The sequence below is a fragment of the Clostridium ljungdahlii genome (genome assembly GCF_001636845.1).
Lineage (GTDB): Bacteria > Bacillota > Clostridia > Clostridiales > Clostridiaceae > Clostridium_B > Clostridium_B ljungdahlii_A.
This window is the reverse complement of the sequence record NZ_LITT01000011.1, coordinates 214,689-232,239: the sequence shown is the minus strand read 5'-3', so window position 1 is coordinate 232,239 and position 17,551 is coordinate 214,689. Positions and strand designations below refer to the sequence as shown.

Annotated in this window: 17 protein-coding genes and 1 pseudogene; 3 read left to right on the top strand and 15 right to left on the bottom strand. The window is 30.4% G+C overall.

Annotated features, from left to right (window positions below; all coding sequences use genetic code 11):
• Positions 1–10 precede the first annotated feature (10 nt).
• From WY13_RS06375 to WY13_RS06355, 5 genes are all read right to left on the bottom strand, one after another.
• Positions 11–460 (bottom strand): flavodoxin family protein, encoded by a 450-nt coding sequence (locus WY13_RS06375; protein ID WP_063554864.1) that lies wholly within the window; start codon positions 458–460, stop codon positions 11–13.
• A gap of 125 nt (positions 461–585) precedes the next feature.
• Positions 586–1,170, bottom strand: coding sequence for a DJ-1/PfpI family protein (locus WY13_RS06370; RefSeq protein ID WP_063554863.1), 585 nt, complete (start codon positions 1,168–1,170; stop codon positions 586–588).
• 121 nt (positions 1,171–1,291) lie between these two features.
• The gene (locus WY13_RS06365) at positions 1,292–1,996 is read right to left on the bottom strand and encodes a 4Fe-4S double cluster binding domain-containing protein (protein WP_063554862.1); all 705 of its coding nucleotides are present in this window, start codon (positions 1,994–1,996) and stop codon (positions 1,292–1,294) included.
• Between the two features lie 81 nt (positions 1,997–2,077).
• Positions 2,078–2,581: a chromate transporter gene (locus WY13_RS06360; RefSeq protein WP_063554861.1), complete on the bottom strand. Its 504-nt coding sequence runs from the start codon at positions 2,579–2,581 to the stop codon at positions 2,078–2,080.
• Positions 2,578–3,192: a chromate transporter gene (locus WY13_RS06355; RefSeq protein WP_063554860.1), complete on the bottom strand. Its 615-nt coding sequence runs from the start codon at positions 3,190–3,192 to the stop codon at positions 2,578–2,580. The genes WY13_RS06360 and WY13_RS06355 overlap by 4 nt, the downstream gene beginning before the upstream one ends.
• 111 nt (positions 3,193–3,303) lie before the next feature.
• Here WY13_RS06355 and WY13_RS06350 point away from each other — a divergent pair, with 111 nt between their 5' ends.
• Positions 3,304–4,176, top strand: coding sequence for a LysR family transcriptional regulator (locus WY13_RS06350; RefSeq protein ID WP_242866345.1), 873 nt, complete (start codon positions 3,304–3,306; stop codon positions 4,174–4,176).
• 29 nt (positions 4,177–4,205) lie between these two features.
• Here the strand turns inward: WY13_RS06350 and WY13_RS20895 are convergent, their stop codons facing one another.
• On the bottom strand, positions 4,206–4,595 hold the full coding sequence (locus tag WY13_RS20895; protein WP_192844997.1) for a 4Fe-4S binding protein: 390 nt from the start codon (positions 4,593–4,595) through the stop codon (positions 4,206–4,208).
• 31 nt (positions 4,596–4,626) lie between these two features.
• On the opposite strand from WY13_RS20895, the gene WY13_RS22280 reads away from it, so the two are divergent.
• Positions 4,627–4,788, top strand: coding sequence for a response regulator transcription factor (locus WY13_RS22280; protein WP_431602445.1), 162 nt, complete (start codon positions 4,627–4,629; stop codon positions 4,786–4,788).
• Between the two features lie 232 nt (positions 4,789–5,020).
• On the opposite strand, the gene WY13_RS06340 is transcribed toward WY13_RS22280, so the two are convergent.
• From WY13_RS06340 to WY13_RS06330, 3 genes are all read right to left on the bottom strand, one after another.
• Entirely contained in the window at positions 5,021–5,296 is a 276-nt protein-coding gene (locus WY13_RS06340; protein WP_204377950.1) for a hypothetical protein, read from the bottom strand.
• Positions 5,297–5,407: 111 nt separating this feature from the next.
• Positions 5,408–6,622: a hypothetical protein gene (locus tag WY13_RS06335; protein ID WP_156498981.1), complete on the bottom strand. Its 1,215-nt coding sequence runs from the start codon at positions 6,620–6,622 to the stop codon at positions 5,408–5,410.
• 115 nt (positions 6,623–6,737) lie between these two features.
• Positions 6,738–8,624 (bottom strand): ATP-binding protein, encoded by a 1,887-nt coding sequence (locus tag WY13_RS06330; protein WP_063554855.1) that lies wholly within the window; start codon positions 8,622–8,624, stop codon positions 6,738–6,740.
• 599 nt (positions 8,625–9,223) lie between these two features.
• On the opposite strand from WY13_RS06330, the pseudogene WY13_RS21730 reads away from it, so the two are divergent.
• Positions 9,224–9,492, top strand: a pseudogene (locus WY13_RS21730) (transposase); the annotation flags it as partial.
• A gap of 267 nt (positions 9,493–9,759) precedes the next feature.
• Here WY13_RS21730 and WY13_RS06325 read toward each other — a convergent pair.
• The 6 genes from WY13_RS06325 to WY13_RS06305 all read right to left on the bottom strand — a co-directional run bounded on the left by WY13_RS06325 (position 9,760) and on the right by WY13_RS06305 (position 17,144).
• On the bottom strand, positions 9,760–11,256 hold the full coding sequence (locus tag WY13_RS06325) for a WD40/YVTN/BNR-like repeat-containing protein (RefSeq protein ID WP_063554854.1): 1,497 nt from the start codon (positions 11,254–11,256) through the stop codon (positions 9,760–9,762).
• Positions 11,257–11,491: 235 nt separating this feature from the next.
• Complete coding sequence (locus WY13_RS06320) at positions 11,492–11,920, bottom strand: MarR family winged helix-turn-helix transcriptional regulator (RefSeq protein ID WP_192844996.1); 429 nt, start codon at positions 11,918–11,920, stop codon at positions 11,492–11,494.
• Positions 11,921–12,113: 193 nt separating this feature from the next.
• Complete coding sequence (gene ppsA / locus WY13_RS06315) at positions 12,114–14,738, bottom strand: phosphoenolpyruvate synthase (protein WP_063554852.1); 2,625 nt, start codon at positions 14,736–14,738, stop codon at positions 12,114–12,116.
• Between the two features lie 63 nt (positions 14,739–14,801).
• On the bottom strand, positions 14,802–15,416 hold the full coding sequence (locus WY13_RS06310) for a TetR/AcrR family transcriptional regulator (RefSeq protein ID WP_063554851.1): 615 nt from the start codon (positions 15,414–15,416) through the stop codon (positions 14,802–14,804).
• A 92-nt stretch (positions 15,417–15,508) separates the two neighbouring features.
• Positions 15,509–15,634 (bottom strand): hypothetical protein, encoded by a 126-nt coding sequence (locus tag WY13_RS22050; protein WP_278321773.1) that lies wholly within the window; start codon positions 15,632–15,634, stop codon positions 15,509–15,511.
• Positions 15,635–15,707: 73 nt separating this feature from the next.
• On the bottom strand, positions 15,708–17,144 hold the full coding sequence (locus WY13_RS06305) for a serine hydrolase domain-containing protein (protein WP_204377949.1): 1,437 nt from the start codon (positions 17,142–17,144) through the stop codon (positions 15,708–15,710).
• Positions 17,145–17,551: the final 407 nt, after the last annotated feature.

Here is a 17,551-nt window from a genome sequence, read left to right as displayed (position 1 = left end):
TAATGTAGACTTATTTAACAAGTAAGTTCTGAGCAAACTCTTTTGCATTTTGAAAATCTTCATTATTGGGTCTGCCTTTTGCAATTCCTCCAAATAGCTTAAATGGTCCAACGGTATCATAGCCTTTACACGCAAAGCTTCCAACAACCTCAAAACCTTTTTCTTTCAATTTTTGTCCAATAAGGTTATTGTATTTATTCTTACCTTGTCCACTCGTAGAAAAAATAAATGCTTTTTTACCAGACAAAGTTGGCAATTTATCAATTAGTTCAACAATGTTTTTATGAAACTTCCCATAATATATTCCAGAACCAAAACCAATTAAATCATAGTCATTTAGAGTATTTACATTTACATCATCAGCTTTTACCAAATCAGCATCTAAGCACTCTGCTACTATTTTACCTATTTTTTCAGTGTTACCATGATGTATAGATTCATAAACTACTAACTTTTTCAACTTTAACTCCTCCTAAAATTGGTTACATTAAATATCAAATTTCCCTGCACTGAGATAAAAACTCAATTAATGTTTTACAATAATAGCATACTAATACTTGCTTTGCAACTTTACAAACTGAAAATTTATCCTGCAAATATATCATTTGTACAATCATCATTCCATATATATTCAATATCATTAGCAATTTTTATAGCTTTATCTTTACCAAATCTATCCGAAATAAAACCCAATGTCATATCAATTCCAGCTGAAATACCTGATGATGTATAATACTTTCCGTCAGCAACCCAACGCGCTTTTTCCACCCAGTTTACTTGGTCACTTACTGATTTTACCCATTCTAAAGCTTGCTTATTAGATGTAGCTTTTTTATTCTTTAAAACTCCACACCTTGCTAATACTGCTGAACCAGTACATATAGATAAACAATATGTAGATTTCTCTACAATTGACTTTAATTTATTTAAAAAAGGTGCATTATTAATTAATTCTCTTGTACCCATTCCTCCTGGAATAACTAATATACCACTTTCATCTGCCGAACTAATAGGCTCAGTTACAATTTTAAGATTTTGTGCATTGGTAATAACACCTCCATCTTCTGAATAATAATGTATTTGATAGTCTTTTATTTGTCCTAATATTTCTATTGGTCCAAATATATCTAGAGTCTCAAAATTATTAAATAGTATAATATTAATATTCATTTAGTTTCCATCTCCATTATAAAATTTTATTCAATAAAATAATGACCAATTTTACTATTTATCTGTATGCTATACAAATAGTTCTTAATTTAAAATATTCAAATTAAATTCGTTTTTACACTTAGTTATTTTCTTTTGATTTCAAATATTTTTGTGTCCAAGGGCAAACAAACATGCACTTTCCACAAACTCTTTCCTCTACTCCAAGTTTATTACTTCTTTTTCGTCCCTCATCTCCACACTTAAAAGCATCAAAATACTTATCTCTATCCATATTTACTTTCCAATTGACTCCTAACACAGCATTACTAGGGCAAAAACTTGTACATATTAAACATTTTCCACATTTTGATTCATTTATAGGTGAGCCAACATTTAGTTGTGCATCAGTTAATATAGTTGATAATCTTACTGCAGAACCAAATTCTTTTGTAATAAGTAACGCACATTTTCCAATCCAACCAATTCCAGATATAGTTGCTACAGTTTTGTGAGGCAAAATCGTTGTTAAAGTTATTTCATCTGTTTTGACACTTCTTTTTACTTTTGGTAATGCTCTAAATCCGTGCTGTCTTATAATCTCTGCTGCATATTCATCAAGGTCATCTAGAAGATTATTTACTCTTATATATTCACCATAATAATTTTTTGTTGGTCCATTCTCTATTCCCGCAATTATATATGGATTTAATGCCACTGCAATTGAGATCCCGTATCTATAGCTCTCCCTTTGGTTTTCTGGAATACCTTTTAAATCTGCGAATCCAACAATTGAGGCACCCTTTTCAATAAGACGTTTCCTGAGTTCTGTACTTAAGCAATCCACTTTTATCCCTCATTTCATCTATAACTAATTTATATTTCAATAACTTTATCCATAAAATCTATTTCCTTTTATCCAATACAATTATAATACTACACCTACTAAAACTGAAACCAATAATATAACATTTGTAGATACACGCCTTGATATTGCCAAGATAGGACTTATGGATGCAATGGCAATCGTCTCTATATCAATACCATTACTTACAAATATTTTAAATACAACTATTACACTAAAGCTAGCTATAACAATTACTACTCCATCAAGTAATCCTTGTGCTGCTGGATACTTTGCAATACGAGTATAACAACGCTGAACGATTAGAATCAATAATGGCGGCATAAGTAATGCAATACACGCTAATAGTGCTCCACGTAATCCAGCAACCAAATAGCACAAACTGACAACCCAAAGCCCATTAGGTCCAGGAGTAATTTGTCCAATTGCCAAAGATTCAGTAAATTGTATCTGGCCTGCCCATCCATAATTTATAAAATCAGAGTGCAAACTAGGTAATGGTCCGTAACCTCCCGAAGAAAATAAAACTGATTTAAGTAAAGTCCAAAAAAATATAATCCAGCTCATTTATTAACCTTCACCTCTTTTTTAGAAATATACCAATAAGCAGCAGAACCAAATAATCCGCCTAAAACATATAATAAAATTACAGATGGATTCAAAAATATGTAAATAGCACCACTACCTATCATTATTGCAATTGTTATCCCAAAAATCATAGATCCCCTTTTATAATTTTTTATAATAATAGGTTGTACATTTCTCCAATTTGTAGCTAAAGCTATACCAAAAATAGCAGCAAATACTGCATGAAGTGCAGAATGTACTTTTGATGAATTGCTAATAGAAGTATAAATCGTAGTTAATGCAATTGTAACTGCTGCACTAGGCAAAATAAGTCCCACCAGGGATATAAATATTCCTATTCCTCCAGCTAGCTTTTTTCCTATAAGTATTGTATATGCAATAATATTCATACCAGGTGTTATTTGACACATTCCAATAATATTCGCATATTCCTCATCTGTTATCCATTTATGCTTATAAATAAACTGTTCTTGAATAAGATATTGGGTAGTTGCACCACCACCAAATGATGTAAAACCAATTTGTAACCATGTAAGAAACAGTTTGGTAATTGTAAAAGTATCTGATTTAAATTTATTTGTATTAATCATTTTATCTCCTTTTATGCTAAAAATTTTTCTTTAATCTTTTAATTTCAGTATATATGTTATAATGTATAATGTATAATGATACTATTTTATAAATAGTCATAACTAAAAGTAATGGATAAAGGATTAATAACTATGGATGAAAAAGATTACAAACTAATTTTGACATTATATAAATTAAAAAATATTACAAAGACCTCTGAAAAATTATTTATCACTCAACCTGCTCTGACAAAGAGGATTAAAAAAATAGAAAAAAATTTAGGTACCGATTTACTTATTCGTTCTAAAAAGGGAGTCTTGTTTACTCCTTTAGGTGAAAGCATCATCCCCTATATCAGAACTGTAGTAAATACTTTAAACCAGATGCGTGAGCATGTATCCTCCAACCATAACTTTATAGGTGGAAATTTAACTGTTGGAGTCTCATTAAATTATGCACGATATCGCCTTCCTAAAGTTTTAAAAAGTTATACAGAAGCATTTCCAAATGTTGATGTCAATATATCTACTGATCATAGCAAAAATTTATATAATAGACTTAAAAACGATGAATTTTCTATAGTCATCATACGGGGAGAATACAAGTGGGACGAACTTACCATACTATTAGATACTGAACCGATGTGCCTCATATGCAGTAATGAAAATGCAAATCTCTCTCTTAATTCTTATTCATACATCGGTAGAACTACCGATCCCGTTTCACAAGGAAAAATTCAAACTTGGCTTTTTGAAAATAACATATCTATTAACAATACAAAACTTTGGGTTGACAATATTGATACTTGTTTAGAAATGGCTAAGCACGGACTAGGATGGGGTATCCTCCCCAAAATTTGCTTAAAAAACTTTGACGGTTATGTTAAAGATTTATATTTTTCAAATGGAGTTTCATTTTCTCGCAGCACTTATATTTTATGCAAGAATTTTTATTATACGCTGCCTCAAGTTAAATTATTCATACAATATTTAAAATGCAAATAGTAAAAAATGCAAATTAACTTATAAGTAAATTATATCACTTTGTTACTTACCTGCTTTGTCCACTTTATTTTCAACGCATCACATTTACATTGATTTAAACATTCCCCACATTTGATACACTCATTAGTATTCCATTTATTATTTTTAACCATATTAGCTACATCAAGACCCATCAAACAGTGATCAGTACATTTTCTGCATTGAGTACATTTATCACTTTCACTTACTATTTTCAAGGTAGGCAACTTAAAAAATCTTCCTATCTTAATTCCAACATAATTAAATATATACATTGGACAGATGTATCGGCACCATGTCCTTTTGCCTGCTGCTATTGTTATCAAAATAATAGATATGGTTATTATATAGTATCGAATTACGTCATGTACGCTGCTTATGGAAATTCTAGTGTTTTGCATATGGTAAGGCACTACAAAAAAATAAGGTGAGATTATAGAACTTGTCATGGAAGGAGTAACATATAAACAAATTGCTGAAAAACTTTTTATATCCCCTAAAACCGTTGATAATCACATACAAAATATTTATAAAAAATTAAATGTTAATAGCAAAATGCAGTTATCAAATTTTATACGTTCAAATGAAAGGTAAAATCTAGCATAAATGTCATGGTCTCAAATACTCTTTTTCTTTTAAATCTACGTTATTTGTGGTAAGGTTCTCCGTAACTATTTAAACGGATAACTATAAATGGAGCAGCAAAACCTACCCCATTTGTAAGCCTTCCTTAGTTAATCAAATGGTTTATCCTTTTATGATCCATTAAATAGTTTAATTCTATCATCATTATTACATCCTCAATAACAGAAATTATAAATATACATTACTGGCTATCTATTTTCCTAGTCAAATTCCTCGCATGTAAAATTCCACTTTCAAACATAACATCCCATGCATTAAGACATTTGTAAAAAATCTTCTCATCATAGTTAAAAGATTGATCATACAGTCTTAATAGCAATTCAGATATTTCTTCACTTTTGTAGTTTAGTCTATAATCATTTTCTTTTATATCCTTATTATGAATACTTGATAACGCATAACATATATCAAAAATAATATTAGCAAAGTCCAGCAAACTCTCCTTATAATCCTTCAAAATATTCAACAACATTGTGTCATTTATAAAAGATTTAGAATATATATACTTTTTAGCAAATTCTATATTATCTTTTACTTGAAGGATATCTTTATTAAAAGCGAATCCTGTTTATTTTCTGACTTCTTCATTATCATCATCTATAAATCGTTCTATTAGTTTCCTACATTTAACAGCATAATCAGGATTAATTATAAGCTGTGAAGCAATTAATATTACTCCTTTTTTTTGGTTCACAGTTCCTTTACAGCATTTTTCTAGTTCCTCATCGAACATTCCATATAAAATATTATATTCCGAAATCATTTCTGCTGCTTTAGATGAAACCTCTTCATTTGCTGATAAAAACATTTTTCTTATGATAGATGAAATTATTTCTGTATGACTTTTTATAGTATACTTAATGAACTCCATTGAATAATATGATCCTAATATCCTTAAGTCCTCTTTTGCAGTTATATTAAACCATTCAACAGCCTTATCTCTATTAATATTTATAACAGGTATAAGCGTATACACTGATGCCATTCTAACAATTGGATTGGGGTCTTGAACAAGTGACTCAATTGCTTTAAATACCTTGTCAAAAAGTTCTTGATTATTCCAGAGTAACTTTCCAATAGCCTCTGCTGCTACCCCTTTAACACAATTAAAAGTATTATCAAATAATGTATGTACTGTTACATTTTCCATATTTTTATCCCAATTAGCATCCCATACATTAAGCTGTCCACTTTTCGGGTCAGAAGAATTTATCGCCAAAAATAGTAATCTATCTATTATCTCCATCGGCCATGCTTCCTCAGATCTATCACTAATTAACCTGCAAAATGAAATTGTAGTATCACGATCATTTAAATCCGCAAATTTATTTAAAACATTAAATACAGTATCTATTTGTGCTGGCTGCCAATTATTTTTAATTTCTTCTGGAAAGTTATCTTCTACTTTAACTATTTTTAACGCATCCATAATAGCTGAAATATATGAATGATGAGTATCTTGTGGAAAGTTTAACGATAATTTTGCAAATCTTTCTGGATAATACTTTGCAACAGTACTTAAACTTCTTGAAAATTGCCATATAGATGACTCAACTCCATGTTGCCCTTCAACGTACTTTGTTTTTGTAGGATGATCAAATTCAATATTTTTATTAGTTATTATATTAAGCCATGCTTTATCACTTATCTTTGAAAGATTTTTATCTAGTGTAGACCCTATCCAACATGTATGAACACCTACATTTCCCATAATGTTTTTTCTTGTATAACAAGCATATCTTCTTTTTAATACATTTAATAACTCTAAAGCTTCCCTACTCATTCTTTGAGGTTCCAAGTTTGTTAAGAGCAGATACTGTGCCTTTCCCCAATAATGTCCATAATAGCCCTGTTTGCGAATTTTTAAATAATATTTAGCATTTTCAATTTCATTAGGATCATGGTAATGTATTATTTTTTCTTCTATAATTTTCTATGTCCCGTCCTATGACAGCATTTATTGCACTGTTCCACTCTGGACTTTCATCTACATGTGGTTTTAATAATTTAGTAACCTCGTCAGGCATCTTTACGCAAACAGATTGTAAAATATTCATCGCCTGCTTTACAAGCACTTCGTCTTTTGATTTAAGCCATGTATCTATTATGTTATTTTTTATTAAGGACCTAGTAGAAAATTCGTTACCCATAATGATTGTATCTATTATATGTTGCTTCCAATATGCTTTGTCGATAAGATTAATAATAAGATCCTCTATACTTTTATTAGATTTAGTATTTTGCCCCAATACTTCCAATGCTAAATGTTTAAAATGGAATCTAACATTTTCAGAGAAAAGAATATCCTTCACTATTTGAGTAAACTTTATTAGGCATTCCTCTAGTAATAAACTTAAAGCTTGTCTAAGTTGTTCTCTTCTAAAAAGCGTTTGAATTTCCTTTTCCCCAATCCAATTAAGTATACTTCCACCCTCCTCAATTTCACTTACAACTTTTTCAGCTATAAGGAAATCTAGGTAGCTTTGATGGCAAAAACTAATAATGTTGTCTTGCTGCTGAATTATTCCATTTGATTTCAGAGCCGAAAGCACTTTACCAGAAAATTTTCTTACATAGCTTGAAGGTATAGATATTGTTCCATTATTTTCGCTATAAGAAATAAGTCTATCCAAAGTACTGTTAAGATCAACATAATTTATAGACTCACTTTCAATATCTTTGACTTTTTTACTCCAAAATTGCCTTAATAAATCAATAGATGTAGTAAAAATAGCATTCATATTATCGCCACTTATTTCGCACCACATAGCGAGATTTTGTGGCAATGATAGTAATTCCTTTTGCTGAGATGCTAAGTTATTATAGGCATCTCCTATAACTGCGACAATATCCTCTGTTGGTAATTTATTAATCTCAACTCTATCCCAAACTTGTTCATTTCCTTTGTCTTGGACAGTTAGCCAATTTCTTATCTCAGGATCATGATTTAGATCAAAAGTACGACAAGCTATAAGGGCTTTAATATCTTTGCCTATCCTTCTTAATGATAAAGCCTCCCTAATTAATGACTTACAAACATCCAAAGCATCTAGAGAATGATTGCTAGTCCATCTTACCGAATCAAGTTGATCAATTATTAAGACACATGGACTTTCACCTGATACTGCATTTATACACTGAACTGGTGAATCAGGTAAATCCATACTTTTACCATATTGTAAAGATGAGTTTTTAGGTATTTTTCTATCTACCCTCAGTGGTAGATATGATATTCCCTCTTCCTCCAATCTATTTATTAGTTCCAATAATACTCCGCTTTTACCTGTACCAGCATTTCCGTGTAATATAACTAATCCTTCTTTTTTCAAAGAATCATAACATTCTTTTGTTTCATTTATTATTAAAAAATTATATAAACTATCGCAATAAATTGGTTTGCCAAGCTTGTCATTTTCTTCAGCATAATTTATCAACGTATTATAAATGAATTCTGTATCTCCATCAAACAGTATATTAATTTCAGTTAATAAATCTTGCTTGCTTTCATAATCGCCCAAGTATGTAGTTATTTTCAGACGTTTTAAATAATCGAAGGCCTTTGTTCTATCTTCTTTTTTGTCCTGATTCAAATTTATAGCATTGCAAAAATCATTATAAATTTTTTTTCTAGACATCCCTTGTTTAATAATTTGATATTGATAGAAATCTTCTGAATTTTCATTGGAAATACGTGCACTTTCACAAACATCCGCCAAAGCCGTAAATCCTACTCCTGAAACTAGCATAAATTCATAACTTTTATCCCTATTTAATTGAAATTTCATATTTTTTAATATATCTCTTCTCTTAATAATCTCAATAACTGCTTAACAAGCCATCTACCTTCATGTCGATTTCCTAGCTTATCTGCTCTTCCTCCACTTTCAATGGCCATTAAACTTCCTCCTCCCTTTGGCTAAAATAATTCTTTGCTAAAAAAGCATAGAAAACATATTCTACACTTTACGCATATTTATAGATACAATTTTAATAACTCTCACAATACTTTTTAATCTTTCTAGTTTTCTATCTTAAATATTTTGAGACAATGGAAACTCTATAGCGGTATTTTTATCTGCTGTTCAACAGCTACTAATATTTTTCCTTTTACACAATTCATAACCTTATCACCTCACTGGAATACCTACTTTTTACATTTATGTAATAAACATAACATAATAATTATACTACAAAACTGCATTAGATTTGACTAATACGGTTTGTTCATGGTCACTACTTATTAACGCTATTATTTGTAATAGTAAAATTTTTTTGTAACACTTTGACCTAATATCTTTAATTTTTATATCTTACCTCAAATTGTATGAGTCCGTCATTAACTGTATGTGGTCTTATGTGATCTTATTCAGTAATTAAAGATAAAATGAAAAGCTGGGCAAAAAACTAAGATGCCATAACCCCTATATTTAAATTTTCACCCGAGGTTAGAAAAGTTATATATACTACAAACACCATAGAGAGTCTCATCAGCACGTACCGCAGACTTAACAAGCTAGCGCAGCATATTACCAAGTGATACAGCACTTCTTAACGCCCTGTATCTTGCGACCTTTGAAGCAATTAAAAAATGGACGTCAGTGCTCAGTTTATGGTGAACTGTCAATAATGTATGATGGCAGGTTACATGAATAAAATATTTATAAAAATAACGCCTGCATTTGGAGGCGTTATTGACATACTCATTTTTAAATTGTATATTGAAAATTAAGATAGAAATTAAATTTAATAATATCTGCCTTTGAAAAACTATCATAGAAAGCCAATTTACAGAAAAAATTTCACACCCTCATCATAGACATGACAGGTGACTCCTATAGACTTCGTGGGTCTCTTATCCAGTGTTAAAATTTAGCACCTATATAAACTACTATTAGCATTTATAGTAGTTTATATAGATAATTAATTTTTATCAGTTTCTTTTAAATACTTCCATGTTACTCCATTATCTTTTGATTGGTACAAAGCTTTACAGCCTCCATTATAATCTCCATCAGATCCTTGTCCAACTAAAACATTAAGACTTCCATCTTTCTCATAAGGCATTCCAGGTAAATCAAAAGGATTATACGTTTCGCCATCATTTAATGCTACTTTCGTTTCTGGGAAATTCACCTTTTTATAAGATCCCCCTCCATCCTCTGTGCGATATAATTGCCCCTTACTTCCACCGCTATAAGATAAACATAAAAATCCAAGTTTATTATTCAAAAATGTTATTCCTGCTGCTGATCCAAGGGAACCTGAAAATGGATCCTCATTTATTGTCTTCCATGTTTGCCCACCATCGGTAGTACCAGTTAATGAATAAGATCTACTACCCGCTGCAGCTGCAGTTACTTCTAAACGATACCAAACTTGCTTTGATAAATAAAATTGATCTTCAGCACTCTTTGATTGATTAGAACTCTTTTTATTGTCTTTTGAAGGTTTTGTTGTTTTAATATTATTTAAATCATCTGTTAAGTTATATCTAACAGGAGTATATTTATTCTCCTTGCCTGGTACAAATACAGAAACAGTATATCCAACTATTTCAGAATAGGCATTAACAGCTGAATTTGTATTTCCCTTTGAATCAATATAAACAATACCATCTGTATTATATCCAAAACTTCGTTTACCAGAATAAAGAATACCATACTGTTCTTCAGGCCAGTTCCTCACTGTTTTCTTAAGTGGAATTACTTTCATTGTCTTAATTAATGGTTCTAAAAGTTTATCATCATTATAATTCGCACTTGCATAACCATTTAAATATATAGTTATATTCCCTGAATTTTTGCTGTTATAACTAATTAAATAGCTTTCTATCTTATCTTTAGCATTTTTCCCATAAAGGAATGTATCAAAAGATGTAATTTCTCCATTAGAATCAAATTTAAGACTAAAGTTATTTACAACATATAATTTTTCTGGCATATGAACTTTTTTATTAATATCTGTAAATATCCCTTCTATACCACTTTCATATATATTATTATGTTCAAGCTTTACAGTTCTTTTATTTTTTAAATCACTTAAGAACCATGATAACTTTCCATTGTAATTTATTGCACTATGGTATATTTTCACTCCATAAAAACATGTTATAAGAACTATAATTATTATAATTGTACAAGTCCATATAGTTTTACAACGCGAATAGAAATTATATCTATCTACATTCTGCTCAGATACAACTGCTGGTTTTTTCACAATTCTAATTATTAGAATTATAAACCAAGCCAAAAAGAATACCATACATCCCAATAATACAGTTATATTATTCTTAAATCGTCCAAATTTACATAAAGTATATAATTCATAAAATGAAATCCAATATACTAATGTAAATATTGACCAACTTATCATTGATGAAATTAATCCTCTTTTTGTAATTTGCTTGTACTTTCCCATTTTTCTCTACACTCCATCTTATTTTTATAGGTTTCATTTTCTATATATTATACTGCAAATTTTCAGTTATAGGTTCTGTGAATTGAATGTTATCTTGGGCTCTTCCTAATATGATTGAAATTTCATTAAATAAATTTTTTTCTATAGCCCGATTTTTTATAAAAACAACTATTGAACAGTCTCTAAAATTTGAAAGTACTTATATGATAGCCATATACTTCTTCCTATCATGGATTTAGAATATATAAGGAATTAACACCCATGATCTTTTTATATATTTCTCATATTCGTCACCAAATTCTATTATTAAAAATCTTTGTTCTCTATTTATAGCCTCTCTAAGTTTTGCAAGTCCACTCTCAGTTGTAGAGATACATCTCTTTCGTGAATCATCTTCTCCCTGTCTTACATTAACATACCCTTTTTTCTTTAATATTTTGATGTTTCGTGTTACAGTTGTTTGATCCATTAGTAAAATATCTGCCAATTCGCCTATTGTACTACTTTCACGTGAAGAAACATCCGCTAGCAGGGCAAATTGAGTGGCACGTAAACCAACAGGCTGGAAGGCTTTATCAAAATATTGCGTTACTATTCTTGTTGTCATCCTCAAATTTTTACATACACAATCTTTTAGGTGCTCTTTGCTACTTTTAATAGCCAAATCTAAACTACCTCCCATCTATATGTATATGCATATAATATTGAACTATATAATAAATGTCAATATTATATTTTATATGACCATTCGTTCTGAAAACAATACAAATAGGATTCTGCTAATTATGCAGAATCCTATATTTTTAATTAAACTACGGGAAATTTTGTGTAACCCGAAAATACTAAATAACATTAATTTACTCAAGTACTTCCACGTATCCTTCTGTTCCATTTACACGGATTCTCTGTCCATCCTTTATAATCTTTGTAGCATTTTCCACGCTTACTACTGCTGGAAGTCCATATTCTCTTGCAACAACTGCTCCATGAGTCATCATTCCACCAACTTCTGTAACTAATCCTTTGATAGATACAAATACCGGTGTCCAGCTAGGATCAGTAAAAGTAGTAACTAGTATATCACCTTTTTCAATATTTGCATCTTCGATTTTTAATATTACTCTTGCCCTGCCTTCAATGATACCTGCTGATACTGCTACCCCTGCTAAGGCACCCTGAGGAATCTTGCTTATATCATATTGACTGGAAATAATCTCTCCATCAGAGGTAATTACACGAGGCGGTGTAAGTTTTTGATAAACCTCATAATCTTCTTGTCTTTTCTGTATGATACTATAATCTAATTTATTAGTTTTAATTACTTCTCTCAATTCTTCATATTCAAGATAGAATATATCACTTGTTTTCTTTATGAGATCATGTTGTATTAATCTTTCAGCTTCTTTCATAATAACCTGTTTTACAACCCATTCATACCAAATTAAGATATACTTGTTAAACTCACGATATCCCGCATAATTACGTAGGACACTGATTGCTTTCTTTGCCTTTTTAGCTTTTCCTCTACCTCCTGGCATCTTTTCAAGCTTTCTTAAAATCTCCTGCTCCTTCTCTTTAGCTTCCTTAAGTCCTTGCTTGAATTTAGTTTCGTGAGAATTAGGAGGATAAACCTTAATATTTCCTAGAATCAATGGAACCAATATTGTTGGTTTCTCATTCCATCTAGTCTTGCTTATATCTATTTCAGCAGAACAGCGCATACCATATTTCTTCAGGAAATCCTTCATTGCATCCTTTACTTCTATTCCTCCTGGAAGTTTGACAAGATCCTCAAAAAAGCTCTCATCGTTAGGATTTTCCAAATATTTAATTACCTCTGGATACTTTCTTACTATATCTGATACATCTAAAAGTTCAAGGCCCATATCTGAAGTAACATTATTGGATACGGATTGAGCTAACATATCTGCTGGATTTCTTTCCTTAAGCCATTTCCCCAAATTCTTGTTAATCCAGCTAGAAGCATAAGCTCCAGCAAAAACAACTCCATAAGTATCCATCATATTATCCTTTATTTTAGTCATGCTCTTCTCAATAAAATCAAATAACTCCTTACCTGAAATTTTTTGTGCCTGCTGCTCTAAATCCTTCATCATAGTCCTGCTGCGAGCCATATAGAATTCTGCAATGGCAGGATCATTTTTCCTGTAGCATTCTATAGTTTTAACAAACCACCTGGCAGCCAGTTTGATAGAAACCATTGGCTTCTTTGATTTATAAAGATTATTCATAATATCTTCTCGCTTTAAAACATTGTAATAAGCATTCTGCATAAGAACATCTACTGCAGCAAGCCCTTTGACAAAAGATTTCCTCATAATAGGTGATCTTAATTCATGTGATGAGTCCACATATATTCTTCCACCTGCATAGTACATTGGTGTATCTACCATCATCTTAAATAAAACTGCAAAGAAGGTCATGCTTAAAGGTGACATTGCTTCAGTCATCATTTGCCTATGACCAAAGGAAAAGAATACATGAGTTTTATCATCTTTAACTTCTGGAGCGGGATATAAAGTAGTAATAGGGCGACTTTGAACAATATATATATTACCGTCATGAAGACACCATTCTATATCCTGTGGTCTCCCAAAATATTTTTCTATTTTCCTGCCTATTTGTTCAAGCTGTAAAATTTCATGGTCTGTTAAAGTTTGGGTATTCTGTCTTTGAGTCTCAATCTCTCTTTTCTCAGTTCCTCCTTGTTTAAGACCGTAAATAGCAATCTTCTTTGTAGATATCTTTTTATCTATAATCTTGCTTTCTTTAACTTTATAAATATCAGCATTCACAAGTCCTGACACTAGCGCTTCCCCTAGTCCGTAACTTGCATCTATTGAAATAATCTTCCTATTTGCTGATATTGGATCTGCCGTAAACATAATTCCTGAAGCCTCTGGGAAAACCATCATTTGGATAACTACAGAAAGATATACTTTACGGTGATCAAAGTTATTTTGCATACGATATATTACCGCTCTGTCTGTAAATAGTGATGCCCAACACTTACTAACATGATGAATAATAGAATCCTTTCCCATTATATTCAAATAGGTATCCTGCTGTCCTGCAAAGGAAGCCAAAGGTAAATCCTCAGCAGTAGCACTTGAACGAACTGCATAAGCATTTTTTTCACCAAACTTTTTAATAAATGTTGTTATTCCTTCTTCTATATCTTTGGGAATAGTGATGTCTTCAATTAATTTTCGAATTTGTCCACTGATTTCACATATTTTTTCTCTATCTTCAACCTTAAGATGGGATAATTTTTCTAATAGGCTATTAAAATCCTTATTATTCTCAACTACTTTTTTATAGGCACACGTAGTAATACAAAAGCCTTCAGGAACCTGTATTCCGTCAATTCTTGAAAGTTCTCCAAGGTTTGCACCTTTTCCTCCTACTACTGAAAGCTGTGATTTATCAATGTCTTTAAAGCTTAATAAATATGAATTCATTTTTATTCCCCTCTCATCACAATTCATTTTGAAAATCTTTCAACAGCTAACTCTATATATATCCTACAAATATTCTTCCTTATAAAAATTATTTTTAAGCATATCCAAGCATTCATTAAATTCATCCAGCACAATTTCAAAATTAATTTCTGTTTTATCTGACATCTGTTTTGTACACCCATCCGCCATCCACAAAAGCATTTTCATAAGTAACTTTAGATCCACCCCCTCTTTAAACTTAGAAATATCCATGCCATCAAAAGCTATTCTATTTCTAAATTCATCTCCACTATTAAAGATATCTCTTAAGTCATCTTTTACCTCTTCATCATTTTCAAAATACGCACTAGTTAAAAAGGAAGGTATTGCAGCATGTCTTTTCATTACGGAGATTTCTATACTAGATGACATTTTAATTCTGTCAAAAAAGTCAGTAATACTGTTATCAAACTTTTCATTAACTACAGTCATCATAATATTGCCGCATAAATTAACTAGATAAAGGTATAATGCTTTCTTTGTACCAAAGTAATGAAATACCATAGCCTTTGATATTCCTGCAGCAGCAGCAATATCGCTTATGGAAGTCTTTTTATAGCCATTAGCTCCAAAGGTTCTAAGTGCAGCATCTATAATCACATTTTGTTTTTCCTTAGGTAAACTAAAAAATTTCTCCATATCTTCACCTTCTTGCTTTATAAACCGAATCGGTTTATATAATTATACCTTCATAAACCGATTTGGTCAATATGTTTGCACTAAAGAAATTTCTATGTTATCGATGGTTTTATTGGTGGGCAAGAAGTATAACCTTTAAAATTCGCTATATTTCTGATAAAAATCCAGTCTTCACTATCATATTCTAAAACTATATTTTTCAATCCTTCATCATTCAATCTCTTGTATTTACCAAAATGTATTACTCCTTCTCCACTTAATCGGCCTTTCTTTGTTAATTTTATTTTTTCATCATCTGAATAGCCAAGTATCAGTGCTGCCTGTTATAAAAGTTACAATAGGTATTTCATGTTTATATTGAAATTCTAAATATTCAGCTGAGCCTATCACTCTATTAAAATCAACACAAAATACCAGCATTTTGTCACCAACATATCCTATCTTTTTCATAACTTTTTTATTTTCAGTTGACCTTAGCGTGCCCAAAAAAACGAGTTGGTTATTGTCATTTCTAATAATTCTATATGGATTGATTTGGTCAAAATATCTTCGAGCGAATTCTCCTTCTCCTACTGGGTAAATTTCAATATGAAGATTACCACAGAACCTTGTAAAATATAACTTTTCATTAATAAATTCAATCTTTATTTTATCTTTTAAGTATGTTCCGCAATACTCTTTTAGAAAACTTTTATTTATTGAAGCTTCATCAAACTTGACTGGAGTAGGAACTTCAATATCATGTAAAATATCCGAAATAGCATTTCCAAGTTTATACTGATTGATTGACTCGTTATTTGAAAGAATGATAATACAAATATCCTCGTCAAAAAAATTCTGCATATATGTACTTATCCCCAGATGGTCTCCCCCATGAGAATAGCTTGAGTTGTTGCAAACATAATGATGTTCCAAACCATAGCAATAATTGTTTTTATTCTCTGTAAAAAATCTGTCATATGTTTCTCCCGAAATAATTTTTCTATCTCTCAAGCAGGTATACCATTTAAATAAATCTTCACAATTTGAAACTATTGCTCCAGCTCCAATACTAAATTTTTCGTTATAATATGGAATTTTGATATATGAATCAAAATCCATTAAATAATTACTTGACCTATTTTTTATTATTTTACATCCATCATCGATGTCACTATTTACCATGCCCAATGGCAGAAATATATTATTTCGAATAAAATCCGCATATTTCTCTCCTGATACATTTTCAATAATCCACGCAAGCAAATTATAATTTGAATTATTATAGTTATAAGTTATCCCAGGCGTTAATTGTGGTTGTCTATTTACATATTTTTCAAAAAAATCTTTTTGTGAATAATCCATTCTATTGTATCCTGCAAAAAAATCGTCTTCGAAATTATAATAGTTATATAAACCAGATGTGTGTGATAGCAAATGATGTATGGTTATTAACTCGTCAATTTGAATATTGGAAGGAAGATACAAATTCGCTGGATTATCTATATCCAACATTTTTTTGTCGTATAATATCATGATACCAAATGCAGTAAACTGTTTTGACATAGAGGCTATTGAAAAACAAGAATTCATATTATTTCTTAATTCAAATTCTAAATTCGCATATCCATATGCATTTTGAAAAAGAACTTTACCTTTATTAATGACTTGAATAACACCATAGAAGTCCCACAACGACATATATTTTGTGATATATGCATTAAGCTTATCTTTTATTTCCTTCATCATACAGTTTATCTCCTAATTTCATTTTTCCAGCTGGTAATAGAATCATACTATACAATTTTGTAAAAGGAAAACTTTAAGGAATGTATTCACATACTATCACATAGTATGAATATTAAAAATTCTAATAATCCGATAATATACTATTATTTTCTTGACCATTTAATATTTTGAATTTATAATATAGTTAGAAAGTGAGAAATGGCACTGCTTTCTATCCTATTGTCAAAATAGGTTTTTTTATTTCCAGACCTTTTTTAATTATTAATTGATTATTATTGTATTCAGCTGTTTATTATTTTTAATCATAATAGATTTGATAATTGTGATTTATTTTGTTATATACCAAATGTTTTATTACTATTTAACAATTGGTTTATCTTTAACTTAAGAATGTTTAACTCAGAAGG